Genomic DNA, 25,004 nt, shown 5'->3' on the forward strand with positions numbered 1-25,004 from the left:
AGTAACGTGTCGTTCCCGATCCTGTCGCTGATGCTCGCGATCCCGGCCGTCGCCGCGATCGCCTGCCTCTTCCTTTCGGCTTCCGCCGCGCGCTGGACCGCGCTGGCGGCGACGCTGGTCGACCTTGCGCTGGGCGTGGTGCTGTGGACGTCGTTCGACGTCGGCGGCGCGCAGTGGCAGTTCGTCGAATATGCGCCGGTGTTCGGGCGCTTCGCCTGGGCGCTGGGCATCGACGGCTACGCCCTGCTGCTGATCGCGCTGTCGGTGTTCCTGATGCCGATCTGCATCGGCGCGAGCTGGCAGGCGATCGAGAAGCGCGTGCCGGAATATATGGCGGCGTTCCTGCTGACCGAGGTGCTGATGATCGGCACCTTCGCGGCGCAAGACCTGTTCCTGTTCTACATCTTCTTCGAAGCCGGCCTGATCCCGATGTTCCTGATCATCGGCATCTGGGGCGGGGTGAACCGCATCTATGCGTCGTACAAGTTCTTCCTGTACACGCTGCTGGGTTCGCTGCTGATGTTCATCGCGATGCTGTACATGAGCATCACCGCGGGGACGACGAGCATCCCGGTGCTGCTCAACTACGACTTCCCGCCGCAAGTGCAGACGTGGCTGTGGCTGGCCTTCTTCGCCTCGTTCGCGGTGAAGATGCCGATGTGGCCGGTCCACACCTGGCTGCCCGACGCGCACGTGCAGGCGCCGACCGCGGGGTCGGTGATCCTGGCGGGCGTGCTGCTGAAGCTGGGCGGCTACGGCTTCCTGCGGTTCAGCCTGCCGATGTTCCCGGAAGCGTCGGCGAGCCTGGTCTGGCTGGTGTTCGGGCTGAGCGCGGTGGCGGTGATCTACACCAGCCTCGTCGCGCTGGTGCAGTCGGACATGAAGAAGCTGATCGCCTATTCCTCGGTCGCGCACATGGCGATCGTGACGATCGGGCTGTTCGCGTTCAACGCGCAGGGGATCGAGGGCGCTATGATGGTGATGCTGGGCCACGGCCTGGTATCGGGCGCGCTGTTCCTGTGCGTCGGCGTCATCTACGACCGGCTGCACACGCGCGAGATCAGCCGCTACGGTGGGCTGGCGATCAACATGCCGCGCTATGCGATCCTGTTCCTGCTGTTCACGATGGCGTCGATCGGGCTGCCGGGCACCAGCAACTTCGTCGGCGAATTGCTGAGCCTGATGGGCACGTACAAGGTGTCGACCACGATCGCGCTGCTGTGCACGACCGGCATCATCCTGGGCGCGGCGTACATGCTGTATCTGTACCGCCGCGTGGTGTGGGGCGAGATCACCTCCGAGGAAGTGCGCGCGATGCCCGACCTGTCGGGGCGCGAGCTGTGGCTGCTGGTGCCGATCGCGGCGGCGGTGCTGTGGATGGGCGTCTATCCCGAAAGCTTCCTGGCGCCGATGCGCAAGGATACGCAGATCCTGCTGGCGCGGATCGAGCGTGCGACGCCCGCGGGGGATTCGCGCCCGACCAAGGGCACCGGGATCGTTCCCGTCGCCCACGCCGAAACGCCCGCCACGGGCCATGAAGCGCCGGGGAGTGCGCACTGATGGATTACGCCGCCAATCTTGCGATGACCCTGCCGGAACTGGTGCTGGCGCTGGGGGCGATCGCGCTGATGCTGGTCGCCGCCTGGGGTGGCCCGGCCGCGACCCGCGCGGTGTCGTGGACGGCGGTGGTGGTACTGGCGGGCGCGTGCATCGCGCTGACCGGCCCCGCGTCGTCGGGCGGATCGGCGTTCTACGGCATGTATCGCGCCGATGCGTTCGCCGCCTTCGCCAAGGTGCTGATCTATGCCGCCGCGGCGGTGTCGATCATCATGGCGCCCGATTTCTTCAAGCGGACTGCGGGCGACAACCTGCGCCCCGAATATCCGGTGCTGATCCTGCTGTCGGCATGCGGCATGGGGATCATGGTGTCCGCGTCCGACCTGCTGATGCTGTACGTCGGGCTGGAGCTGCAGAGCCTCGCCGCCTACGTGTTGGCCAGCTTCATGCGGCAGGACACGCGCTCGGCGGAGGCGGGCCTGAAGTATTTCGTGCTCGGCGCGCTCGCCTCCGGCATCCTGCTGTACGGGATCAGCCTGGTCTATGGCTTCACCGGATCGACGCTGTTCGACGAGGTCGCGGGCGCCTATGCCGCCGCGCCGCTGACCGGCAACGGCAAGGCGATCGGGCTGCTGTTCGGGCTGGTGTTCGTGTTCGCGGGGCTGGCGTTCAAGATGTCGGCGGTGCCGTTCCACATGTGGACGCCCGACGTGTACGAAGGCGCGCCGACCCCAGTGACCGGCTTCTTCGCGTCCGCGCCCAAGGTCGCGGCGATGGCGCTGGGCGTGCGCGTCGCGGTGGAGGCGATGGGCCCGGCGCACGACCAGTGGCGGCAGATCGTGATCTTCGCCGCGCTCGCCTCGATCCTGCTCGGCGCGGTCGCCGCGATCGGGCAGCAGAACATCAAGCGGCTGCTCGCCTATTCGTCGATCAACAACGTCGGCTTCGCGCTGATCGGCCTTGCCGCGGGTACGCCGGAGGGCGTCGCGTCGGTGATGACGTATATGGCGATCTATATCGTCATGACGCTGGGCAGCTTCCTGGTGGTGTTGCAGATGCGCGACGAGGACGGTCAGCCGGTCGAGACGATCGCGAGCCTGGCGGGGCTGTCGCGGTCGCGCCCCGGTCTGGCGGCGGCGCTGGCGATGTTCATGTTCTCGCTGGCCGGCATTCCGCCGCTGTTCGGCTTCTACGCCAAGTTCGCAGTCTTCTATGCCGCGGTCGAGGCGGGGCTGTTCCCGCTGGCGGTGGTCGGCATCGCGATGAGCGTGATCGGCGCTTATTACTACCTGCGCATCGTCAAGACGATGTACTTCGACGAACCCGCGGCGCCCTATGGCCGCGGTGACGCGGTGGAGGGCGGCTTGATCGCGGTGGCGGCGGTCATCATCTCGCCGCTCGGCTATCTGCTGATCCCGGCGCTGACCGCCTGGACGCTCGCCGCCGCGAACAGCCTGTTCTAAGCCGCTTCGTGCCCCGTATCGTCACCGTCGCGCAGACGGGGTCGACCAACGCCGACCTGCTGGCGATCGCGCGCGACGGCGGCGGCGAAGAGGGGCTGTGGCTGCGCGCCGAACGCCAGACGCAGGGGCGTGGGCGGCAGGGGCGGGCGTGGCAGTCGCCCGTCGGCAATCTCTACGCCAGCACGCTGGTGCGCGTCGCGCCGGGCGATCCGCCGCCCCCCACGCTCGCGCTGGTCGCGGCGGTGGCGGTGGAGGAGGCGGTCCGCGGCGCCGTGCCGGCGGAGCGGGCGCGGCGGCTGGCGCTGAAATGGCCCAACGATCTGCTGCTGGGGCAGGCGAAGTTGTCGGGAATCCTGCTGGAGCGCTCCGGCGACTGGGTGGTGATCGGCGTGGGCGTGAACGTGGCGCATCACCCCGACCTGCCCGATCGTGAGGCGACCAGTCTGGCGGCGCAGGGCTCGGCGACCGATGCGACCGTGCTGCTCGACCGGCTCGCGGAGCTGTTCGCGGCGTGGCTGGCGTGGTGGCGGCGCGACGGGCTGGCGCCGGTCGTCGCGCGCTGGAGCGAGCGCGCGCACCCGCCGGGCGCGCCGCTGGTCGCTCGCCTGCCCGATGGCGAGGCGGTGGAGGGCGCGTTCGACGGGCTGGACGCACAGGGCGCGCTGACACTGCGCTTGGCCGACGGCGAACGGCGTGTCATTCACGCTGGCGACGTGTTCCTGGTATAAAGCGAAGGGGAGAGGCGATGCTGCTCGCGGTCGATGCCGGCAACACCAATATCGTGTTCGCGCTGGTCGCCACCGGCGCCGGCGGGCGCGAGATCAAGGCGCGCTGGCGGATCGCCACCGATCCGCGCCGCACCGCCGACGAATATGCGGTGTGGCTGAGCCAGCTGCTGGCGCTGGAAGGGTTCAGCCGCGACGATGTGGAGGCGGTGGTGATCTCCACCGTCGTTCCGCGGGCGCTCCACAACCTGCAGGTGCTGGCGTCCAAATATTTCCGCACCGACGCGCTGGTCGCGGGTCGCGCGCCGCTGGAATGGGGGCTGGCGCTGGATGTGGACGAGCCGCAGAACCTGGGCGCGGACCGCGCGGTCAACACGATCGCGGCGCATGCGCTGCACCCCGGCGACCTGATCGTCATCGATTTCGGCACCGCCACCACCGTGGACCATTCGGACTATACCGGCGCGTACAAGGGCGGGATCATCGCGCCGGGCATCAACCTGTCGCTCGACGCGCTGGTCAATGCGGCCGCCAAGCTGCCGCGCATCGCGATCGAGGCGCCGGTGGGACCGGTCAGCGTGATCGGGCGGAACACCGTCGACCAGATGAACATCGGCATCTACTGGGGCTATATCGCGATGATCGAGGGGCTGGTGGCGCGGATGAAGCAGGAGGTGGGGCGCCCGGTGAAGGTGGTCGCGACCGGCGGGCTGGCCACGTTGTTCGAACGCCACACCGACGTCTTCGATGCGATTGAACCCGACCTGACCATCCAAGGTCTGGCGATCATGTGGGAACGGGTCCATATTGCCGCGTGAACTGTATTTTTTCCCGTCCCGTAGCGACGACATTGACGCCGCGGCCCCGCGCCGCCGCCTCGCCCGGACGATGACCGAAGGATTCGAATGACCACCCCCAAGACCAACGAACTTCTTTTCTGCGCGCTCGGTGGATCCGGCGAAATCGGCATGAACGTCATTCTCTACGGCCATGCCGGCAAATGGCTGATGGTCGATTGCGGCGTGACCTTCGCCGATGCGCATTATCCCGGGATCGACGTGATCCTGCCCGACCTGCGCTTCATCGAGGAGCGCCTGTCCGATCTGGTCGGCATCGTCCTGACCCACGGGCATGAGGATCATATCGGCGCGCTGCCGTATCTGGCCGAGGATCTGGGCGTGCCGATCTACGCCACGCCCTTCACCGCCGGGCTGGTCCGCGGCAAGCTGGAGGAGGAACGGATCGAGGATCGCGTCAAGATCCGCATGGTCCATGCGCGCGAGCCGTTCAGCGTCGGGCCGTTCCGCGTCGAGATGGTGCCGCTGTCGCACTCGATCCCGGAAGCGAACGCGCTGCTGATCGAGACCAAGGCGGGCCGCGTGTTCCACACCGGCGACTGGAAGCTGGATGCGACGCCGGTGATCGGCAAGCCTTCCACGCCAGAGGAACTGACCGCGATCGGCAAGCGCGGCATCGACGTGCTGGTGTGCGATTCGACCAACGCCTTCAACACCGAGCCGTCGGGCAGCGAGGCGAGCGTGCGCAAGGGGCTGGCGGAAAGCGTTGCGCGGGCGCGCGGGCGGGTCGTGGTGACCACCTTCGCGTCCAACGCCGCGCGGCTGTCGACGCTGGGCAAGGTGGCGCAGGAGACGGGGCGCAAGCTGTGCGTCACCGGGCGGTCGCTTGATCGGATCATCCGCGTCGCCAAGGCGACCGGTTACCTCAAGGACTTTCCCGACACGATCGACGTCAATGCCGCGATGCGGCTGCCGCGCAACCGCGTGCTGATCGTGGCGACGGGCGGCCAGGGCGAGCCGCGCGCGGCGCTGGCGCGGATCGCGGACGGATCGCACCAGATCTCGGTCGATCAGGGCGACATGGTGATCTTCTCCGCGCGCCAGATCCCGGGCAACGAAGTGGCGGTCGGGCGCATTCAGAACCAGCTGGCCGCCAAGGGCGTGGAGATGGTGACCGAGCGGCAGGCGCACGTCCATGTTTCCGGCCACCCCGGCCGTCCGGAACTGGCCAAGATGTACGAATGGCTGCGCCCGAAGACGCTGGTGCCCGTGCATGGCGAGATGCGCCACCTGATGGAACATGCCCGCTTCGGCCTGTCGCAGGGGATCGGCGCGGTCCATGTCCAGACCAACGGCGACATGGTGCGGCTGGCGCCCGATGGGCCGAAGAAGATCGGCGACGTGCCGGTCGGGCGGCTGGTACTGGACGGCGACGTGATCCTGCCGGCCGATGGCGGGACGATCAACGATCGCCGCCGTATCGCGGTGAACGGCACGATCTCGGTCGGGATCGCGGTGGACCGGAACGGCCGCGCCGGCGGCATCCCGGAGGTCCGCTTCCAGGGCATCCCGGTCGAGGAGGAGCGCGAGCCGTTCATGGCCGAGGCGGTCGAGGCCGCGACCGAGGCGATGGAGGGCCGCGTGCGTGACCGCGATCGCCTGCGCGAGGACGTGCGGCTGGCGGTGCGCCGCGTCGCGACGCGCTGGACCGGGAAGAAGCCGGTGGTCGACGTCGTGATCGTCCAGGTCTGACGCGGGCGGGGCGGCGATCATGCGCTGGACGTCGCTGCTGGCGATCTACATCCTGTTCTGGGCGTTCTCCGTCTTCCTGGTGCTGCCGTTCGGCGTGCGCACCACGGCGGAGGCGGGGGGCGAGCATGTCCCCGGCACCGCCGAGAGCGCGCCGCACGAATTCTCGCTGAAGAAGGTCGTGGTGCGCACCACGATCGTCGCGACGTTGCTGTTCGCGCTGTTCGTCGCGAATTACGAATTCGGCTGGGTGACGGCGGGGATGCTCGACTTTGCTGATCCGGCGAACGCGGTGGAGTAGGGCGGCGGCGCCACTTACTGGCAACCGAAAATAATTATCGATTTACGATAATTCATGGTAATGCTGCCGGACGGAGGCAGCATGATTCGACGGCATAATCGGGCGGCGGGCGATGGTGACACCGCTGTGCCCGCCGACATCCTCATGCGCCGGGGGCGGCTTTTCTTCGCCGTCGCCTGCGCGGTGATCGTCACCATGGCGGCAACCGCGGTGCTTCAGGTCGCGCTGTTGCTGTTCCGGGTCGGCGACCATGCCGGGATGCTCAACGGCGGCTTCGCGTTCATCGTTACGCGTGACGACGGCGGTGCCGCACCGGCCGGCTTCGTGACCATTTCACGCTATGCGGTCTGGCAATCGACCCTGGCGGCGGGGCTGCTGACCCTTCGCCTGATCCCCGGGCTGGTGATCCTGGCCAGTCTGGTCAGGCTGTTCCGCCTGTATGCCCGGCGGCTGATCTTCAGCGCCGACCATCAAATATGGATGCGTCGGATCGCCTGGGCGCTGATCGCCTATGCGCTCGTTCCGCTCGTCACCCATGCCGCCTTGTATGCTGCGGGGATGAGTCCGGTCGCCGTCAAGCTGGAATGGCGGCAGCTCGATGCGGCGATCCTCGGCATCCTGCTGTTCGCGTTCGTCGACGTCATCGCATTCGGGGCGGAGATCGAGCGTGACCGGGCCGGGTTCTTCTGATGGCGATCGTCGTCCGGCTCGACGTCATGCTCGCCAAGCGCAAGATGCGATCGAAGGAACTGGCGCAGGCGATCGGCGCGACCGAGGCCAATCTGTCGCTGTTCAAATCGGGCAAGGTGAAGGGGCTGCGCTTCGAGACGCTGGAGGCGATCTGCCGGCATCTCGACTGCCAGCCCGGCGACCTTCTGGAATATCTGCCCGACAGCTGACCGGGCGACTACCCCTTCACACAAGGATGGAGAAAGACGATGCGTCCGTTTTCGGCGATTGCCGCCTCATGCCTGTTGTTCGCCGCTCCGGCGGGCTCGTCCGTGCCGCTGACCCCGGCCGGGAATGGCCATCTGGTCGTCCCCGCGTTCGTCAACGGCAAGGGCACCGTTCCGTTCATCCTCGACACCGGAGCGGACGGTTCGCACGTCTATGAGTGGTTCGCCCGGCAGCAGGGGCTGAAATCCGGCACGCCGATCCGTGTCGAGGGGATGACCGGCGCGGCGATGATGCCGACCTATCGGTTGGACAGTATCGCGGTCGACGGCCGCACGATCCGCGATGTCGACGTCACCGGCCTGCCGGATCGCAAGGACGCGGAGATTGCCGCTGGGGTGACGGGCAACGACCTGATGGATGGCGCGATCGCGATCTTCGACTTCCCCTGCCGCACCGTATCGTTGTTGCCGAAGCCGGTGGCGATGCGCCGCATCCTGACGCCCCAGGCGGTGATGATCCGGGCTGGAACGGTCGCGGAGGGAACGCAGCTGACGCTGCCCGTCACGATCAACGGCGCGGCGGGGATCGCCGTGCTGGATACGGGATCGCGGGGCACGCAGATCAATACGGCCTTTGCCCGTGCCGCACGTATCGATCGCGGCGGCTTGGGACGCGGAGAGACGCTGTACGGCGCAGCCGGCGAAGCGACCGACACACGCGAGGGCAAGGTCGCGGCGGTGGCCTTCGCCGGCCGCACGGTGCGCGACCTGACGGTGCGGGTTGCCGATCTGTCGGTGTTCCGGAGCTTCGGGATCGGGGAGGAACCGGCGATGATCCTGGGCATCAACGCGATGATGGGCCAGCGACTGGTCTACGATCACGAAGCCCGGCGGTTCTGGTTCGACCGCTCTCGTTGTGCGGGCGCCGGGGCAGTCCGGCCCCGGTGACCGCCGTCAGCGCAGCCGTTCGATCGCCTGTGCCAGCGCGACGTAGAGCTTGCCCATGTCCGACGACAGCAGCGTCACGCCCAGCGGCGAGCCGTCGCGTTGCGCCAGGATGGTGCGCAGCATCGCCTCGAAATCGTGGATGTAGCGGTTGACCTGCTCGCGGAACGACGGGTCGTCATCGTACAGCCGCGCGACATCGCGCTGTTCGCTGCCGTCCAGCAGCCGCACCGCGCGGCGGGTGAAGACGCCGCGGTCGCCCTTCAGATAGGCGGCCCAGGCGCTGTCGGAGATTTCCGGAGCGAAGGTGCGGGTAAGGTCGATCGACGCGGAGTTGAGCGATTCGATCAGCAGCGAGGCACGGCGCGCGAAGCTGTCGCGGTCGGCCTCCTCGCTGGCGGCGCGCGCCTCCTCCAGCCGCTGGTCGACCAGCGCGATCGTCGCCTCGATCCCGGTGAGCTGATGTTGCAGCCGCTCGCCGGCACGCGCGGTGGCGGCGACGGCGGCCTCGGCGACCTGCGCGACCTGTTCCACCTGCTGCGCGACGCCGCTGTCGACCGCGCGGCTGAGCGCGGCGACGCCGGCGCTTTCGAGCGCCACGGCAGCTTCCGGGATGACGCGCGCCAGGGCGTCGCGCGCATGATCGGCAGCGGTCGCGGCGGTTTCGCGCACGCGCAGCAACGCCTCGAGCAGCCGCGGCGCGGCCTCCTCGGTCAGATCGTCGGCGCGGCGCGCGGCCTGTTCGACCGCGTCGGCGATCAGCCCGGCCTGACCGCGGCCCTTGTCGAGCACGTCGTTGAGCTTGACGGTCAGCGTCTCCACCGTCTTGCGCTGCTCGGCGACGACCTGCGCCACCGCCTCGATCGCGTCATGCGTGCTTTCGGCGGCGGTCACCAGCGCGAGCAATTCGGGCTTGGCGGCAACGATCACCTGCTTGGTCGAGGCGACGCGCGCTTCGAGGCGGGCGATCGCCTCCGGCATCGTCTCGTCCATCTCGCGCGCGGCGGCGTCGAGCGCGACGAGCAGATGCTCGGTGGTGGCGATCGTGCGCTCGGCGGACTGGTTGCCCGCGTCCATCGCCACCGACAGCGCCTCGGCGGTCGCCTGCAGCGCGCTGACGGTCGCGGCGAGTTGCTGGCTCCGTTCGGTCCCGGTGGCATGGAGCGCCTCGAACCGCGTTTCGGCGCGCGCGACGCCCTGTTCCAGCGAATCGAAGATCTGGCGGCCGGTGATCTGCTGCGCGTCGAGCCGGCCGGCGATCCGCTCGATCACGATCTCGATCAGACCGATCCGCTCGGCCAGCGCCTCGGCGCTTTCGCGCGCCGACTGATCGAGCGCGGTCTGGTTGGCGGCGACCATCGCGAGCAGCGCGTCGCCCTGCGCCGACAGCCCTTTGCGCGACTGGTCGATCGCGCTGGCGGTGCGATCCAGCAGCGCGTCGACCGCGGCGGCGGCGTCGGACGTGACGGTTTCCAGCCGCGCGCCAGCGGTCTCGCTGGTCGTCTCCATCCGCTGCATATAGGCGGCGAGCTTTTCCGCGGCGCCGCCCGCGATCGTCTCGGCATCGCGGCTGCGCGCGATCAGCGCGGCGACCTGCGCGTCCAGTCCGGCGGTATGTTCGCTGGCGACGACACCGGCCTGGTCGATGCTGTCGGTCAGCGTGCGCGTTTCCTGCGCGGCGCGCGGCAGCGCCGACAGCAGGGTGGTCAGCTGCGCCTGCGCCGCGTCGGCGGCATGGGCGAGCGCGCGGGCATGGACGTCGGCCTGGTCGATCTCTTCCGACAGGCCGCGACCGATCGAGGCGAGCCGCGCGGTCGCGGCATCGCCCAGCGCGGTCAGCAGCCGCACCTGTTCGGCCAGCGCGACGCGCCGTTCCTCGATCGCATGGCCCAGTGCCGTCACGGTGTCGCCCAGCGCAGCCGCCTCGGCACGCATCTGCCGCGCGGTCGCGCCGAACCGCTGCGCCTCGGTCCGGCTGGTGCGCAGCGCGGCGAGCCAGACGATCCCGGCCAGCGCGGGCACGGTGGCGAGCGTCGCGCCGAACTGCGCCAGCGCCAGCGGCGGCATCGACGCGAGCGAATCGCGCGCCAGCCAGACGATCGCACCCACCCACGCCAGCGCGACGACGACCGCGGCCCATCCCAGGATGGCACCGCGCCGGGACGGTTCGGCGGTTTCGGCCGGATCGGCGTGGTCGCTCACGGGCAAGGGCGCCTCGTCAAAGGGTTGCAGGTCGCGGCCCGGCGATGGCGTGTCGCTGTCCGTTGCGCGGAATTCGATGATCGACGGCCCCCCGTTCATGGTCCGGGTTTAACAGCTTTACCCGATCCGGGAAGCCGTTTCGGCATCATGACATGCTCCATCGGTCGCATCGGGCGATCACCATTGCCGGTTTCCGGTCCACGCCCTAACAGCCGGGCCATGCTGGCAGGCCTATTGTTCGCGACCCATGAGGCAGAGGATCGTCCCGGAATCCTTGCGGCGACGCTGCCGTTCGCGGCGGCGACGCTGATCGAATATCAGGCGCGGCTGCTGATCGCGTCCGACGCCGCGCAGATCGTGGTGGTGGTCCAGCGGCTGACCCCGGAACTGGTCGGTGCGCTGGCGCGGATCGGGCGTCGCGGCGTCGCGGTGGACACGGTGCGCACCGCCGCGGAGGCGCTGGCGCGGCTGCACCCGCTGGCGCGGATCGTGATGGTCGCCGACGGGCTGGTGACGACCGAGGGCGTGATCCACGCGCTGGCCGGGGAGGGCGGCGACGCGCTGCTGACGGTGCCGGGAACACAGGCGTCGCCGGCGTTCGAGCGGGTCGGCGGGGGCGAGGCCTGGGCGGGCGTGGCGCGGATCGACGCGCGCCGGCTGGCCGATGCCGCGCGGCTGCCGGAGGATTACGACCTGCAATCCACCTTGCTCCATGCCGCCGAACAGGCCGGCGCGCGGCACGTGTCGCTGCGGCTGGACGATATGGAGCTGGGGCACGGCATCGAACGCCGCGCCGCCGCGCTGGAGGAGCGCGGGCGCGCGGTACTCTCCGCGTCGATGGCGGTGCGGCCCGGCTGGTTCGACCGGATCGTGCTGCGGCCGCTCGCCCGGCTGGCGATCCCGCCGATCGCGCGGCGCGGGATCGGCACGGGCGCGATTGTCGGCACCGCGGCGGGCGCGGCGACGCTGGGCATCGCGACGCTGGCGTTCGGCTGGCCCGCGATCGGGCTGGCGGCGGTGCTGATCGCGGTGCTGGTGGCGGAGATCGCCGGCGCGGTGGCACTGTTCCGTGACGAAGAACATCACCTGCGCGCGATGCGCATCGCGATCCTGGCGATGCCCGCGGTGGCGGTGCTGCTGCTGGGGCATGTCGTCGATGCGCAGGCGGCGACCACCACCGCGCGGCTGCTGGCGCTGGGCGCCACGGTCGCGGGCGGCGTGGCGGAGCGCGCGGCGGGCGCGGTGCAGCGGCGCGGCTGGTGGGGCACGGCGCCGGCCTATCTGGCGATCCTGGCGCTGTTCGCGGTCGCGGGCTGGCCGACGCTGGGGCTGGCGCTGGTCGCGCTGTACGGCGGGGCGACGCTGGTCGCGGCGGTCGAGGCGCTGCGGCGACAGGCTTAGCGGCTAGTTAACGAAGCCCGGCTACAGCAGGCGTATGTCGGCAAAGCCTTTTTCCGCGGGCGGTCACGACGACCCCGATACCGTCGCGGCCTATGTCGCGGCGGCCGATCGGCGCGCGGACGAGCGGCTGGCAACGGCGATGGCCGACATCTTCCTGCCCGAACGCCACCGCCTGGACGAGCGGACGCGTATCGCGATCCTGCGCATGACCGAGGCGACCGTGACCGCGCTGGAACGCGAGATCGCGGGCCATGCCGCCCGGCTGCTCATCGCACGCGGGCTGGACGAGGTGGCCGGGATCCTGACCGCCAATCGCACGATGACGCTCGACCGGCTGATCGAGGCGGGCGTGCTGCGCGATTCGGACGTGATGGGCGAAATCATCGCACAGGCGCGCATCGACCTGATCGACGCGGCGCTGATCGCCAACCGGATGCCCGGCACCACTGCCGCGCTGCTGGGGCGCCTGGCGGAAAGCGGCGACGGCGTCGTGCGGACGCGCGCGGTCGCCTATCTGGTTGCGGACGGGCGCCGCCGGCTGCCCGCGGCGGAGCGGCGTGCCGAACTCCCGGGCGAGCTATACTATCGGCTGGCATGGTGGATCGCGGCGGCGTTGCGCGAACGGCTGGGCGCGGTGCAGGCTGACGGCGCGATCGATCGCGCGCTGGTGGAGGCGACGCAGCGCAGCATCGCCGCCTATGACGAGGGCGAGCGTGTCGAGGCGGTGGCGGCGCAGCTGGCCGGTGCGATCGACGCCACGCCCGCGGACATGCCGCGGCTGCTGCTGGAGGCGCTGGTCGAGGGGCGCGCGATCCTGTTTTCCGCGCTGCTGGCGCGCGCGCTGGCGGTGGAGCCAGCAGATGCGCGCGCGCTGATGCTGGACGGCGACAGCGACCGGCTGTGGCTGGCGATGCGCGCGCTGGCATTCGCGCGCGACGATATGGCGCGGATCGGCTGGCTGCTGTGCGAAGCCGATGCGGCGCGTGATGCCGAGCGGCTGGCCGATGCGCTCGACCCGGTGGCGGCGCTCGCGCCCGATACCGCGGCGCTGGTGGTCGCGCCGCTGGCGATGCCGCGCGACTATCGCGCGGCGCTGCGCACGCTGGCGCGGACGCGCGTGTCGTGAGCGTGCCGTCGATCCTGTCCGCCAGCGTCGATCGCACCGACCGGCTGGTTGAGGCGGACGCCGGCTTCGCCGCGATCAACACGCGGGCCGGGGGGCGCATCGGTGCGCCGCTGGCGGTGCCGCAGTTCGCGACGATCGTGCGGCTGGCGCGGCGGCTGCGAATCATCGTGGCGCGTGCGGTGACGATCGCCGATGCCGAGGCGGATATCGACTGCTGGGTGAAGGCGACCCCGCGCGAGGACGGCGTGGCGCTGGCGATCTCGCTGGTCCGCCAGCGCCCCGCATGGCAGGCGCCGGCCGCGGCGGTGACGCTGGCCGAGGTGCCGCCGCCGCCGGGCGCCGACTGGACATGGGAGGTCGATGCCGAACTCCGCCTGACGCGGCTGGCCCCCGAAGCGGGTGCGCGCGCCGGCTTCGATGCGGTCGCGATGCAGGGCGCGGCGCTGACCCGCCTGTTCGCGCTGGAACCCGACGACGAAGGCGCGATGCCGCTGCTGGAGGCGATGAGCGCACGCGCCGATTTCGATCACCAGTCCGCGACGATCCGCGCGACCGGCGCGCCGGTGATGCTGGCGGGCAGCGTGCGGCTGGATGCGGCGGGCGGCTTCGCCGGGTTCGTCGGGGGCACCTTCGTCGCCGATCCGCCGGTCACTGCCGATGCGCCGGCGGCCGAGCCGGCCGGGCTGACGGTCGCCTTCAACGCGCGGCTGGAGCAGATATTGCGCGGGCCGCTGGGGCGGATCATCGCCAATGCCGACAGCATCCATCTGGCCGCCGACGGCGCGCTGGACCCGCATTATGCCGATTACGCCGCCGATATCGCCAGCGCGGGGCGGCACCTGCTGGGGCTGGTCGACGATCTGGTCGATCTGGAGGCGATCGAGCGCGACGATTTCGCGGTGGAGCGCGAAATCGTCGATCTGGCGGATATCGCGCGCCGCGCCGCCGGGCTGTTGGCGGTGCGCGCCAGCGACGGGCAGGTGACGATCGACCGCTCCGACTGCGACCGGCCGCTGCCCGCGCTGGGGGAGTTCCGCCGCGCGTTGCAGATCATGGTCAATTTAATTGGCAATGCCGTGCGCTACTCGCCGCCCGGATCGACCATATGGCTGCGGTTGCAGCGCGAGGGCGACCGCGCGGTGGTGATCGTCGCCGACCAGGGCAAGGGCATCGCGCCCGCGGATCAGGAACGCATCTTCGCCAAGTTCGAACGGGTCGACACGTCGGAACCGGGCGGCAGCGGGCTGGGCCTGTACATCGCGCGGCGGCTGGCGCGGGCGATGGGCGGCGACCTAACCGTCGACAGCGCGCCGGGCACGGGGGCGAGGTTCATCCTGACGCTGCCGGCGCGGTAGCGCCGACCGCGATCAGCGCAGGCGCCGCCCCGCCAGCACCAGCAGCAGGCCAAACGCGGCGACGATGCTGCCATAGTTCGCCCAGCGGCGCTGATCGAGCATGAAGCTCGATTCCGGCCAGTGGACGTATCCCAGCCCCTGGCCGATCCACAGCAGCCCGGTGAGCGTCAGCATGACCCCCACCGCGAGCAGGATCGGCCGGAGGCGGCGCACGTCAGATCAACGCTGGCCGACGGGAACGTAGGCGCGCTGCGTCGGGCCGGTGTACAGCTGGCGCGGACGGCCGATCTTCTGGTCGGGATCGGTGATCATCTCGTTCCACTGCGCGACCCAGCCGACGGTGCGGGCAAGGGCGAACAGCACGGTGAACATGCTGGTCGGGAAACCGATCGCCGACAGGATGACGCCCGAATAGAAATCGACGTTCGGGAACAGCTTCTTCTCGACGAAATAATCGTCGCTGAGCGCGATTTCCTCCAGCCGCAGCGCGGTTTCGAACAGCGGATCCTGCACGTTCAGCGCGGCGAACACCTCGCGCACCGTCTTCTGCATCACGGTCGCGCGCGGATCGTAATTCTTGTAGACGCGGTGGCCGAAGCCCATCAGGCGGAACGGATCGTTCTTGTCCTTCGCACGGGCGATGAATTCGGGGATGCGCTCCGGCGTGCCGATTTCGTGCAGCATGTTGAGCGCCGCCTCGTTGGCGCCGCCATGCGCCGGGCCCCACAGGCAGGCGATGCCCGCCGCGATGCACGCGAACGGATTGGCGCCCGACGACCCGGCCAGACGCACGGTCGAGGTCGACGCATTCTGTTCGTGGTCGGCGTGGAGGATGAAGATGCGGTCCATCGCCTTTTCGACCGCCGGGTTCACCTCATATTGCTCCGCCGGCACGCCGAAGGTCATGCGCAGGAAGTTGCCGGTGTAGCTGAGCGAATTGTCCGGATACAGGAACGGCTGCCCGACGCTGTACTTGTACGCCATCGCCGCAATCGTCGGCATCTTCGCGATCAGCCGGTGCGAGGCGATCATGCGCTGCTGTGGATCGTGGATGTCGGTCGAATCATGGTAGAAAGCGGAGAGCGCGCCGACGACGCCGCACATGATCGCCATCGGATGCGCATCGCGGCGGAAACCGCGGAAGAACTGCGCCAGCTGTTCGTGCACCATCGTGTGGCGGCTGATCGTCCAGCTGAACTTCTCCAGCTCGTCCGCGGTCGGCAGCTCACCGTTCAGCAGCAGGTAGCACACTTCCATGAAGCTGGACTGTTCGGCCAACTCGCCGATCGGATAGCCGCGGTGCAGCAGCACGCCTTCGTCGCCGTCGATATAGGTCAGCTTCGACTGGCACGATGCGGTGGAGGTGAAGCCGGGGTCATAGGTGAACGCCCCGGTCTGGCCATACAGCTTGCGGATATCGACCACGTCGGGGCCGACCGAGCCGGACAGCACCGGATAGTCGTGATCCTGGCCGGACAGAGTCAGCTTGGCGGCTTCGGTCATGGTCTTCTCCTGTCACGCCCCGTGTGGGGTCATTTGGTCGGCGATCCGCGCCAGGCTTTCCTCCCGCCCCAGAAGGACGAGTACGTCGAAGATGCCCGGCGACGTCTTGCGTCCGGTGAGGGCGACGCGAAGCGGCTGGGCGACCTGACCGAGCTTGACGCCCGCCGTTTCGGCCACCTGCCGCACCGCGGCTTCGGTGCTCTCCGTATCCCAGTTGTGCACCGCGTCAAGCGCGCTGTGCAGGTGCGTCAGCAGCGCCGGCGCGTCCCCGTCCAGCAACGGCCGGGCGGCCTCGTCGATCCCCAGCGGGCGTGTGGCGAACAGAAAGGCGGTACCGTCGGCCAGTTCGTTGACGTTCGCGGCGCGCGGCTTCAGCGCGGGCATCGCCGCCAGCAGCGTCGAACGTCGGGTATCGTCATGATCGAGCGACAGTTTCGCGGCGACCAAATCCGCCAGCCGCGCATCGTCGGTGGCGCGGATATAATGGCCGTTGAGGTTCTCCAGCTTCTTCAGGTCGAAGCGGCTGGGCGACTTGCCGACGCCGGCCAGATCAAACCAGCGAATCGCATCGGGGCGGCTGATGATCTCGTCATCGCCATGCCCCCAGCCGAGCCGTAGCAGGTAATTGTCGAGTGCCTCGGGAAGGATGCCCATCTCGTCGCGGTAGGCCTCGATCCCGACCGCACCGTGCCGCTTCGACAGCTTCGCCCCGTCCGCGCCATGGATCAGCGGGATGTGCGCATAGACCGGCTCCGCCCAGCCCATCGCGCGATAGATCGGCAGCTGGCGGAAGGCGTTGTTGAGGTGATCGTCGCCGCGGATGACGTGCGTCACCCCCATGTCGTGATCGTCGACCACCACCGCCAGCATGTACGTCGGCGTGCCGTCGGCCCGCAGCAGGACCAGGTCGTCCAGCTCGGCATTCTGTACCGTCACCTCACCCTGGACGCGATCGTCGATCGTCGTCGCGCCCTCGGTGGGCGCGCGCAGGCGGATGACATAGGGCTTGTCGGCGGGCCAGTCGGTCCGCTCGCGCCAGGGCGAACGGATGCGCAGCGGCTTCTTCGCCGCCTGCGCCTCGGCGCGCATCGCGTCCAGTTCCTCGGGCGTCAGGTAGCAGCGATAGGCGTGGCCGGCGGCGACCATCTCTTGCGCGACCGCGGCATGGCGATCGGCGCGGGCGAACTGGTACACCTCCTCGCCATCCCAATCGAGGCCGAGCCAGCGCATCCCGTCGAGGATCGCGTCGATCGCCGGCTGGCTCGACCGCGCGCGGTCGGTATCCTCGATCCGCAGGCGGAAGGTGCCGCCGTGGTGCCGCGCGAACAGCAGGTTGAACAGCGCCGTGCGCGCGCCCCCGATATGGAGGAAGCCGGTGGGTGACGGGGCGAAGCGGGTGACGACAGGGGTCGCGGGCGTCGCGTCAGGATTATCGGTTGCGCTCAAGCGCGCTTGCTCCCAGGCTGGAAATTCAGATGGCCAGTTCAGCCGCGCACGCCCCTAGCAAGACATTCGGCGCGCGACAAATTGCGGCGCGCGCGCCGGCCGCGATCGAACGGTGGCTGGAACGCGAGCGCGACCAGCTGGCGCTGTGGATTCCGGTGATGCTGGGCGCGGGGGCGGCGGCGTGGTTCGTGCTGCCCGACCCGCGCGCGTGGAGTGCGGCGCTGCTGACGGCGACGGGCGTCGCGGCGATCGCGACGGCGATCGGGCGGGGCGGGCGCGCCGGGGCGGCGCTGGCGATCGCGGCGGTGCTGGTCGCCGCCGGGCTGGCGCTGACGTGGTGGCGGGCGGAGCGGGTGGCGGCGCCGGTGCTGACGCGCGCGACGATCGCGACGGTCGGCGGTACGGTGGCGCGGGTCGAGGCATTGCCGGCGCGCGGGCTGGTGCGCGTGACGCTGGACGATGTGCGATGGGATCCGGTGCCCGATCCCGCACCGGTGCGGGTGCGCGTCAACCTAGACGAGGCGGCGGTACCGCATGGGCTGGGCGTCGGCGCGCGGATCGCGGTGCGCGCGCGGATGATGCCGCCCGCGCCGCCCGCGGTGCCGGGCGCCTATGACTTTGCGCGGGTGGCGTGGTTCGACCGGCTGGGGGCGACCGGGCGCGGCTTTGTCGCGGTGACGGTGGCGGCGCCGGCGCGCGACGGCGACGGCATCCGCGCGACACTGACCGCGCATATCCTGCGGCGCCTGCCGGGAAGCGAAGGAGGCATCGCGGCCGCGCTGGCCACCGGCGACACCGGCGCGATCAGCGACGACGATGCGGAGGCGATGCGACGGGCGGGGCTGGCGCATCTCCTGTCGGTCAGCGGGCTGCACATCACCGCGGCTGTCGGGATCGTCATGGCGCTGGTGATGCGGCTGCTGGCGCTGTGGCCGCGGCTGGCGCTGACGGGGCGGGTGCCGTTGTTCGCGGGGGCGGCGGGGGCGGCGGCGGCGATCGGCTATACCTGGCTGACGGGCGCGCAGGTGCCGACGATCCGCAGCTGCGTCGCGGCGCTGATGGTGCTGGCGGCGCTGGCGCTGGGGCGCGAGGCGGTGACGCTGCGGCTGGTCGCGGTGGGGGCGCTGGTGGTGCTGCTCGCGTGGCCGGAAGCGGTAGTGAGCCCGAGTTTCCAGCTGTCGTTCGCGGCGGTGACCGCGATCGTCGCGCTGCACGAAATCCCGCACGTCCGCGGCTGGTTCGCGCCGCGAGACGAGGCGTGGGTGGCGCAATGGGGGCGGGGGCTGGCGTCGTTGCTGCTGACCGGGCTGGTTGTGGAAGCGGCGCTGATGCCGATCGCGGCATTCCATTTCCACAAGGCCGGCGCTTACGGCGCCGCGGCCAATATCGTCGCTATCCCCTTGACGACGTTTGTGGTGATGCCGGCCGAGGCGATCGCGTTGGCGCTCGACGCGGTGGGGCTGGGGGCGCCGGCATGGTGGGTCGCGCATCTGGGGCTGGCGCTGTTGTTGTGGATCGCGCGGACCGTCGCCGCGGCGCCGGGGGCGGTGGCGGCGATCCCGGGGATGCCCGCGGGGGCGTTCGGGCTGATGGCCGCGGGCGGGCTGTGGGTGGCGCTGTGGCGGACGCGCTGGCGGCTGGCGGGACTGATCCCGGTCGCCATCGGGGCGGGATGGGCGCTGGCGACGCCGCCGCCGGACCTGATCGTCACGGGGGACGGGCGGCATCTGGCATGGCGTGGCGAGGACGGAACGGTGGCGATCCTGCGCGATCGTGCCGGAGACTATGTGCGCGATACGCTGGCGGAGGGGGCGGGGCTGGACGACGAACCGGCGCTGCTGTCGCACTCGGCTGGCGCGCGGTGCAACCGCGACCTGTGCTGGCTGGAGCGGGGGACATGGCGCGTGCTGGCGACGCGCAGCGCGTATTTCGTGCCGGTGGCGGCGCTGGTGCCGCTATGCCGGCAGGCGGACATCGTCGTCAGCGATCGGCGGTTGCCGAGGGGGTGCCGGGCGCGGTGGGTGACGCTGGATCGCGCGACATTGGCACGGACGGGGGGCGTCGCGGTGACGCTGGCGCAGCGAAAAGCGGTGAGCGTGCGCAGGAGCGGCGATGCGCATCCATGGGTGCGGAGCAGCGATCGCGGCGGCGAGAAGCGAGTCGCGCGCGGTAAAAGGGGTCTTTTTGGCGCGGAAAAGCGCGGTCGCGACCGCGATGACGGGCGGACGGGGACGAGTCGCGACCGGTAGATGCGGTGTCGCGGGGCGGTTTGCGGTAAGGCGGGCGTCGATGCGGCGCGTGTATGTCACGCCGGACGCGGGGGTACGGATGGTCTTGGATCTTTGCGGGGCCGGACATAGTCGGGACCACGGCAGGATGGCAGGAGTCGATCGAGGCGCGATCGGCCACGTATGTGGCGCGATGGATGCCGGAACGGGTCCGGCATGACGGCCATGGGCGCGGGCGGTGTGCGCCGCCCGCGCCGGCCCGGTCAGTCGTAGCGGCGCAGGATGCCGGCGAGCTTGCCCTGTACGCGCACCTGCGCCGGGGCGTAGCGTTGCGGGTCGTAGGAGCGGTTGGCGGGATCGAGGCGGATCATCGCGCCTTCCCGGCGGAAATATTTCAGCGTCGCCTCGCTATCCTCGATCAGCGCGACGACGATCTCGCCGTCACGGGCGACCTCCTGCCGGCGGATCAGCGCATAGTCGCCGTCGAGGATGCCCGCCTCAACCATCGAATCGCCGGCGACCTCCAGCGCGAAATGCTCGCCCGCGCCCAGCAGCGCGGCGGGGACCGGCAGGCTGGTCGACCCCTCGAACGCCTCGATCGGGACGCCGGCGGCGATGCGGCCGTGAAGCGGGATCTCGATCACGTCATTGGCGGGTTCGGGCGCGGCGCGGCGCGATGGCGCGGGCGCGGGGGTGCGCTTCGTATCGGGACGCTCGGGCGTCTTGAGCACTTCCAGCGCGCGGGCGCGGTTGGGAAGCCGGCGCAGATAGCCGCGTTCCTCCAGCGCGCTGATGAGTCGGTGGACGCCGGACTTGCTCTTCAGCTCCAGCGCCTCCTTCATCTCCTCGAACGACGGCGAGACGCCGCTTTCGCTCAGGCGATCCTGAATGAAGCAGATCAGTTCGTGCTGTTTGCGCGTCAGCATCGGCCGGTTTCCCTTCGTCTCGCGAACGTATTGGGAACCTTTATGGAACGTGCCCGGTCCTACGTCAAGCGATCCGCAGGATTTCCGCCGAGTCGCCCGCCGATGCCGCGGGGGCGTGCGGCGCGCGGACGATCAGGCAGGTCGAGCGCGCGAGGGTGCGCAGCATCGAACTGTCCTGGATGGTGGAGGCGAAGACGCGCCCGTCGCGGGTTTCGGCGCGCAGATAGTCGGTGCGCTCGCCATTGGCGGGGAGCGGCTCCCCGAGGATCGCGGTGTCGACGCGCGGGAAGGGATCGCCCGCATGCGCCAGATGCGCGACCAGCGGACGGACGAACAGGATCGCGGTGACGAAGGCGGAGACGGGATTGCCGGGCAGTCCGACCACCGCCATCGCGCCGCGGCGGCCCGCCAGCATCGGCTTTCCCGGACGCAGCGCGATCCGCCAGAAATCGAGCGTCACCCCCGCCGCCGCCAGCGCGGGGCGCACCAGATCGTGGTCGCCGACCGACGCGCCGCCGGTGGTGACCAGCACATCGGCCTGCACGCGCGCGAAGGCGTCGGTCAGCACGTCGAGCCGGTCGGGCAGGATGCCGAGGTCGACGATTTCCACCGCCATGTCCGCCAGCAGGGTGCGCAGCAGCAGGCGATTGGATTCGGGCAGCGCGCCGTCCGGGGCGGGCGTGCCGGGATCGACCAGTTCGTCCCCCGTCGCGGCCAGCGCGACGCGCACGCGGCGGGCGACGGGGATGCGTGCGACCCCGCCGGTCGCCGCCACCGCCAGCCGCGCCGGGGTCAGCCGCTCACCGACGTCGACCAGCACGTCGCCTTCGCCGAAATCCAGCCCGCGGCGGCGCACGTTGCGCCCGCGATGCGGCGGCCCCTCGCCAGCGAGGAACAGCGTGGTGCCGTCGCGTCGCGCCTCCTCCTGCACGAGCACGGTGTCGGTGCCGGGGGGCAGCGCCGCGCCGGTGAAGATGCGCACCGCCTGTCCGGCATCGACCGATCCGGCGAAGGGCGCGCCCGCCGCGCTTTCGCCGATGACCGCGAAGGGGCCGGGCAGATCGGCGAAGCGCAGCGCATAGCCGTCCATCGCCGAGAGGTCCGCCGCCGGCTGCGTCCGCGTGGCGATGACGGGGGCGGCGGCATGACGGTTGAGCGCGCCGGCGAGCGGCACGGTTTCGACCGGTACGGGCGTGCCCAGCGCCAGGACGCGCGCCTGTGCCTCTGCAACGGGAAGGAGGGACATGGAGGGTTCGCCGTGATGAGCCGATGGCTGGGGCCATGCTCTTGCGGCGTGCGGCGCGGGCGATCAACCCCGCATGGGTGCAACAGGTCGCCAACGCCGCCGCGCCGGTGATCGGAGCGGTCGCCGATGCCGGCCCGCCGACGCTGGCGCCGGCATCGGCGATAGTGCGGAACGGTGGACCCGCCGGACGGTCAGGCGCGCCAGTCGCCCGAGCGGCCGCCGCGCTTTTCCAGGAGGCGGATGCCCTCGATCCGCATCGCCTTGTCGATCGCCTTGGCCATGTCATAGACGGTCAGCAGCGCCACCGACACCGCGGTCAGCGCTTCCATCTCCACGCCGGTCTTGCCATCGGTCGCGGCCAGCGCGGTGGCGGTGACGCCGTCGTCCTCGATTGCCAGGTCGAGCGACACCTTCGTCAGTGGCAGCGGGTGGCACAGCGGGATCAGGTCGCTGGTCCGCTTCGCCGCCATGATCCCGGCGACGCGCGCGACCGCGATCACATCGCCCTTCTTCACCGCGCCGGCGCGGATCGCGGCGACCGCCGCCGCGCTCATCACGATGCGCCCCGTCGCGACGCCCTCGCGCCGGGTGACGGCCTTGTCGCCGACATCGACCATGTGCGCGGCGCCATCGGCGTCGAGATGGGTGAGCGCGCCGGCCATGTCAGCCGACCATCGCGCGGGTCGCGGCGGCGACGTCGTCCTGCCGCATCAGCGCCTCGCCGATCAGGAAGCAGTGGACGCCGTGCGCGGCCAGTTCGTCCAGATCGGCGCGGGTCGACAGCCCGCTTTCGGCGACGAAGGTGCAGCCGGCGGGCGCGTGCGCCATCAGCGCATAGGTGCGGCGGAAATCGACCTCGAACGTCTTCAGGTTGCGGTTGTTGACGCCGATCAGTCGCGAGGACAGCTTCGCCGCGCGCTCCAGTTCGGCTTCGTCATGGACCTCGACCAGCACGTCCAACCCCTGTTCGATCGCCGCCGCCTCGCATTCCGCCAGCGTCACGTCGTCGAGAGCGCTGACGATCAGCAGGATCGCGTCGGCGCCGATGCTGCGCGCCTCCAGCGCCTGCCACGGATCGACGGTGAAATCCTTGCGCAGCACCGGCAGGTCGCAGGCGGCGCGCGCGGCCTTCAGATATTCCTCATGCCCTTGGAAATAAGGCGCGTCGGTCAACACCGACAGGCAGGTCGCACCGCCATCGGCATAGGCGCGGGCATGCGCGGGGGGATCGAAATCGGCGCGGATCAGCCCCTTGGACGGGCTGGCCTTCTTGATCTCGGCGATCAGTGCGTGGCGCCCGGTGGCGGCGGTGCGATCCAGCGCGGCGCGAAAGCCGCGCGGCGGGGTCTGCGCCGCGGCCAGCGCCTCCAGCCCGGCGCGCGACGACGCGGCGCGGCGCACCCGCACCTCCTCGCGCTTGGTGGCGCAGATCGTGTCGAGGATGGTCATGAATAAGCGATCCAGCGGTCGAGAAGGCGGTTGGCGGCGCCCGAATCGAGCGCCTCGCCCGCGCGGGCGGCGGCATCGGGCAGCGCGACATCGCACCCCGCCAGCACCAGCGCGGCGGCAGCGTTGAGCAGCACCGCGTCACGATAGGCGCCGCGCTCGCCCAGCAGCAGGCGGCGCAGCGCGGCCGCGTTATAGGCCGGATCTCCGCCGCGGATCGCCAGCGTCGGGTGGCGCGCGACCCCGGCATCCTCGGGCACGATCCGCGCCGCCATCGTCACCGCGCCGACCGCGACGACGCGGGTGGGGCCGGCGCCGGAGATTTCGTCCAGCCCTTCCTCACCCGACACGACCAGCGCGGCGGTGCTGCCCAGCTGCGCCAGCGCCTCGGCATAGAGCGGCGCGTAATCGGGGCGCGCGATGCCGATCAGCTGGCGGGTGACGTGCGCGGGATTGGACAGCGGGCCCATCAGGTTGAAGATCGTGCGGCGGCCGATACGGCGGCGGATCGGGGTGATCCGCTTCATCGCGGGATGATGGTTGCCCGCGAACAGGAAGCAGATGCCGATATCGGCGAGCGTCGCCTCCGCCAGCGCGCCGGCGCGGTCCATGTCGAGGCCAAGCATCTCCAGCGTGTCCGCCGCCCCCGCCTTCGACGAGGCGGCGCGGTTGCCGTGCTTGGCGACCGGCACGCCGCACGCGGCGACGACCAGGCTGACCGCGGTCGACACGTTGAGCGTATGCTGCCCGTCGCCGCCGGTGCCGCACACGTCGATCGCGCCGGCGGGCGCCGCGATCGGGATCAGCCGTGCGCGCATCGCGCGCGCCGCCTCCGCAATCTCGATGCTGGTTTCGCCGCGTTCGGCCAGCCGCAGCAGGAAATCGGCGACCGCGTCCTCGCTGGTGCGCGCGTCGAGGATGTCGGCGAACGCCAGCGCCGCGGTTTCGCGCGACAGCGGCGACGACGGATCGGGCAGCAGCGCGGCGGCGGTCACGCCGCGGCCCGCGTGTCCGCCCCGCGCGGCGCCACGTTCATCCCGCACAGGCGCAGGAAATTGGCGATCAGGTCATGACCATGTTCGGTGGCGATGCTTTCGGGGTGGAACTGCACCCCGTGGATCGGCAGGGCGCGGTGGCGCAGCCCCATCACCGATCCGTCGCCCGCGGTGGCGTTGACCGCCAGCACGTCGGGCACGTCGGTGACGATCAGCGAGTGGTAGCGCGTGGCGGTGAAGGGTGAGGGCAGGCCCGCGAACACGCCGCTGCCGTCATGGTCGATCGGGCTGGTCTTCCCGTGCATCAACCCGCCGCGCACCACCGAGCCGCCGAAATGCTGGCCGATCGCCTGATGCCCCAGGCACACGCCGAACAGCGGCAGCCGCGCGGCGGCGCAGGCACCGACCAGGTCGAGCGTGATCCCCGCCTCGTTCGGAGTGCACGGGCCGGGCGACAGCAGGATACCGCGCGCGCCGCTGGCCATTGCGTCCGCGACGGTCAGCGCATCGTTGCGCTCCACGCGCACCTCGGCACCCAGTTCCATGACGTAATGGACCAGGTTCCAGGTGAAGCTGTCGTAATTGTCGATCACCAGGATCATGGCGCCTGCCATAGCGGATGCGCGCCCCTTCGCAACACCCGTGGGCCGGTCATGTTCATGGCGGAGAAAAGCGCGGCGATGTACGTTGTCGGAAC

The 25,004-nt window shown here is 70.4% G+C and carries 23 protein-coding genes; 13 read left to right on the forward strand and 10 right to left on the reverse strand.

Annotated features, from left to right (window positions below):
- The first annotated feature begins 6 nt into the window (after nt 1-6).
- The 9 genes from COA17_RS04655 (at nt 7) to COA17_RS04695 (ending at nt 8,436) form a co-directional block, all read left to right on the forward strand.
- On the forward strand, nt 7-1,560 hold the full coding sequence (locus tag COA17_RS04655) for an NADH-quinone oxidoreductase subunit M (protein WP_281253279.1): 1,554 nt from the start codon (nt 7-9) through the stop codon (nt 1,558-1,560).
- On the forward strand, nt 1,560-3,020 hold the full coding sequence (gene nuoN / locus COA17_RS04660; protein ID WP_096610398.1) for an NADH-quinone oxidoreductase subunit NuoN: 1,461 nt from the start codon (nt 1,560-1,562) through the stop codon (nt 3,018-3,020). The genes COA17_RS04655 and nuoN overlap by 1 nt, the downstream gene beginning before the upstream one ends.
- Before the next feature lie 17 nt (nt 3,021-3,037).
- Nucleotides 3,038-3,748, forward strand: a complete 711-nt coding sequence (locus tag COA17_RS04665) for a biotin--[acetyl-CoA-carboxylase] ligase (protein WP_096610837.1) — start codon at nt 3,038-3,040, stop codon at nt 3,746-3,748.
- 17 nt (nt 3,749-3,765) lie between these two features.
- Nucleotides 3,766-4,563 (forward strand): type III pantothenate kinase, encoded by a 798-nt coding sequence (locus COA17_RS04670; RefSeq protein ID WP_066487845.1) that lies wholly within the window; start codon nt 3,766-3,768, stop codon nt 4,561-4,563.
- An 87-nt stretch (nt 4,564-4,650) separates the two neighbouring features.
- Nucleotides 4,651-6,294 carry a ribonuclease J gene (locus COA17_RS04675; RefSeq protein WP_096610400.1) on the forward strand — a complete coding sequence of 548 codons (1,644 nt, stop codon included), beginning with the start codon at nt 4,651-4,653 and terminating at the stop codon, nt 6,292-6,294.
- 19 nt (nt 6,295-6,313) lie between these two features.
- The gene (locus COA17_RS04680) at nt 6,314-6,592 is read left to right on the forward strand and encodes a DUF1467 family protein (protein WP_096610402.1); all 279 of its coding nucleotides are present in this window, start codon (nt 6,314-6,316) and stop codon (nt 6,590-6,592) included.
- An 81-nt stretch (nt 6,593-6,673) separates the two neighbouring features.
- Nucleotides 6,674-7,282 (forward strand): DUF2975 domain-containing protein, encoded by a 609-nt coding sequence (locus COA17_RS04685; protein WP_141397021.1) that lies wholly within the window; start codon nt 6,674-6,676, stop codon nt 7,280-7,282.
- Nucleotides 7,282-7,491, forward strand: a complete 210-nt coding sequence (locus COA17_RS04690; RefSeq protein ID WP_066487821.1) for a helix-turn-helix domain-containing protein — start codon at nt 7,282-7,284, stop codon at nt 7,489-7,491. The genes COA17_RS04685 and COA17_RS04690 overlap by 1 nt, the downstream gene beginning before the upstream one ends.
- A 39-nt stretch (nt 7,492-7,530) precedes the next feature.
- Nucleotides 7,531-8,436 (forward strand): aspartyl protease family protein, encoded by a 906-nt coding sequence (locus COA17_RS04695; RefSeq protein WP_096610406.1) that lies wholly within the window; start codon nt 7,531-7,533, stop codon nt 8,434-8,436.
- Between the two features lie 6 nt (nt 8,437-8,442).
- On the opposite strand, the gene COA17_RS04700 is transcribed toward COA17_RS04695, so the two are convergent.
- Nucleotides 8,443-10,635 carry a coiled-coil domain-containing protein gene (locus tag COA17_RS04700; protein WP_245857415.1) on the reverse strand — a complete coding sequence of 731 codons (2,193 nt, stop codon included), beginning with the start codon at nt 10,633-10,635 and terminating at the stop codon, nt 8,443-8,445.
- A 219-nt stretch (nt 10,636-10,854) separates the two neighbouring features.
- On the opposite strand from COA17_RS04700, the gene COA17_RS04705 reads away from it, so the two are divergent.
- Genes COA17_RS04705 through COA17_RS04715 form a run of 3 tightly spaced genes read left to right on the forward strand, consistent with a single transcriptional unit; the run spans nt 10,855 to nt 14,517 of the window.
- Nucleotides 10,855-12,036 (forward strand): hypothetical protein, encoded by a 1,182-nt coding sequence (locus COA17_RS04705; protein WP_066487814.1) that lies wholly within the window; start codon nt 10,855-10,857, stop codon nt 12,034-12,036.
- A gap of 34 nt (nt 12,037-12,070) precedes the next feature.
- On the forward strand, nt 12,071-13,162 hold the full coding sequence (locus COA17_RS04710) for a DUF2336 domain-containing protein (protein ID WP_066487811.1): 1,092 nt from the start codon (nt 12,071-12,073) through the stop codon (nt 13,160-13,162).
- Nucleotides 13,159-14,517, forward strand: coding sequence for a sensor histidine kinase (locus COA17_RS04715; RefSeq protein ID WP_096610410.1), 1,359 nt, complete (start codon nt 13,159-13,161; stop codon nt 14,515-14,517). Before COA17_RS04710 ends, COA17_RS04715 begins: the two co-directional genes overlap by 4 nt.
- 12 nt (nt 14,518-14,529) lie before the next feature.
- On the opposite strand, the gene COA17_RS04720 is transcribed toward COA17_RS04715, so the two are convergent.
- The 3 genes from COA17_RS04720 to gltX are packed head-to-tail and all read right to left on the reverse strand — an operon-like array spanning nt 14,530 to nt 17,466.
- Nucleotides 14,530-14,730: a hypothetical protein gene (locus COA17_RS04720; RefSeq protein WP_066487806.1), complete on the reverse strand. Its 201-nt coding sequence runs from the start codon at nt 14,728-14,730 to the stop codon at nt 14,530-14,532.
- A gap of 6 nt (nt 14,731-14,736) precedes the next feature.
- Nucleotides 14,737-16,020: a citrate synthase gene (locus COA17_RS04725; RefSeq protein ID WP_066487804.1), complete on the reverse strand. Its 1,284-nt coding sequence runs from the start codon at nt 16,018-16,020 to the stop codon at nt 14,737-14,739.
- Nucleotides 16,021-16,032: 12 nt separating this feature from the next.
- Nucleotides 16,033-17,466: a glutamate--tRNA ligase gene (gene gltX / locus COA17_RS04730; protein ID WP_096610412.1), complete on the reverse strand. Its 1,434-nt coding sequence runs from the start codon at nt 17,464-17,466 to the stop codon at nt 16,033-16,035.
- A 29-nt stretch (nt 17,467-17,495) separates the two neighbouring features.
- Here gltX and COA17_RS04735 point away from each other — a divergent pair, with 29 nt between their 5' ends.
- The gene (locus COA17_RS04735) at nt 17,496-19,715 is read left to right on the forward strand and encodes a ComEC/Rec2 family competence protein (RefSeq protein WP_176484794.1); all 2,220 of its coding nucleotides are present in this window, start codon (nt 17,496-17,498) and stop codon (nt 19,713-19,715) included.
- Nucleotides 19,716-19,957: 242 nt separating this feature from the next.
- Here COA17_RS04735 and lexA read toward each other — a convergent pair whose 3' ends face one another.
- The 6 genes from lexA to COA17_RS04765 all read right to left on the reverse strand — a co-directional run bounded on the left by lexA (nt 19,958) and on the right by COA17_RS04765 (nt 24,909).
- Nucleotides 19,958-20,620 (reverse strand): transcriptional repressor LexA, encoded by a 663-nt coding sequence (gene lexA, locus COA17_RS04740; protein ID WP_066491149.1) that lies wholly within the window; start codon nt 20,618-20,620, stop codon nt 19,958-19,960.
- Between the two features lie 64 nt (nt 20,621-20,684).
- Nucleotides 20,685-21,866, reverse strand: coding sequence for a molybdopterin molybdotransferase MoeA (locus COA17_RS04745; RefSeq protein WP_096610414.1), 1,182 nt, complete (start codon nt 21,864-21,866; stop codon nt 20,685-20,687).
- Between the two features lie 191 nt (nt 21,867-22,057).
- Entirely contained in the window at nt 22,058-22,528 is a 471-nt protein-coding gene (gene moaC, locus COA17_RS04750) for a cyclic pyranopterin monophosphate synthase MoaC (protein WP_096610416.1), read from the reverse strand.
- A 1-nt stretch (nt 22,529) separates the two neighbouring features.
- Nucleotides 22,530-23,315: an indole-3-glycerol phosphate synthase TrpC gene (gene trpC, locus COA17_RS04755; protein ID WP_096610418.1), complete on the reverse strand. Its 786-nt coding sequence runs from the start codon at nt 23,313-23,315 to the stop codon at nt 22,530-22,532.
- Complete coding sequence (gene trpD, locus COA17_RS04760; protein ID WP_096610843.1) at nt 23,312-24,307, reverse strand: anthranilate phosphoribosyltransferase; 996 nt, start codon at nt 24,305-24,307, stop codon at nt 23,312-23,314. The genes trpC and trpD overlap by 4 nt, the downstream gene beginning before the upstream one ends.
- Complete coding sequence (locus COA17_RS04765) at nt 24,304-24,909, reverse strand: anthranilate synthase component II (RefSeq protein ID WP_096610841.1); 606 nt, start codon at nt 24,907-24,909, stop codon at nt 24,304-24,306. Before COA17_RS04765 ends, trpD begins: the two co-directional genes overlap by 4 nt.
- Between the last annotated feature and the right edge of the window lie 95 nt (nt 24,910-25,004).

The sequence above is a fragment of the Sphingomonas ginsenosidimutans genome (genome assembly GCF_002374835.1).
GTDB classification, from domain to species: Bacteria; Pseudomonadota; Alphaproteobacteria; order Sphingomonadales; family Sphingomonadaceae; genus Sphingomonas; species Sphingomonas ginsenosidimutans.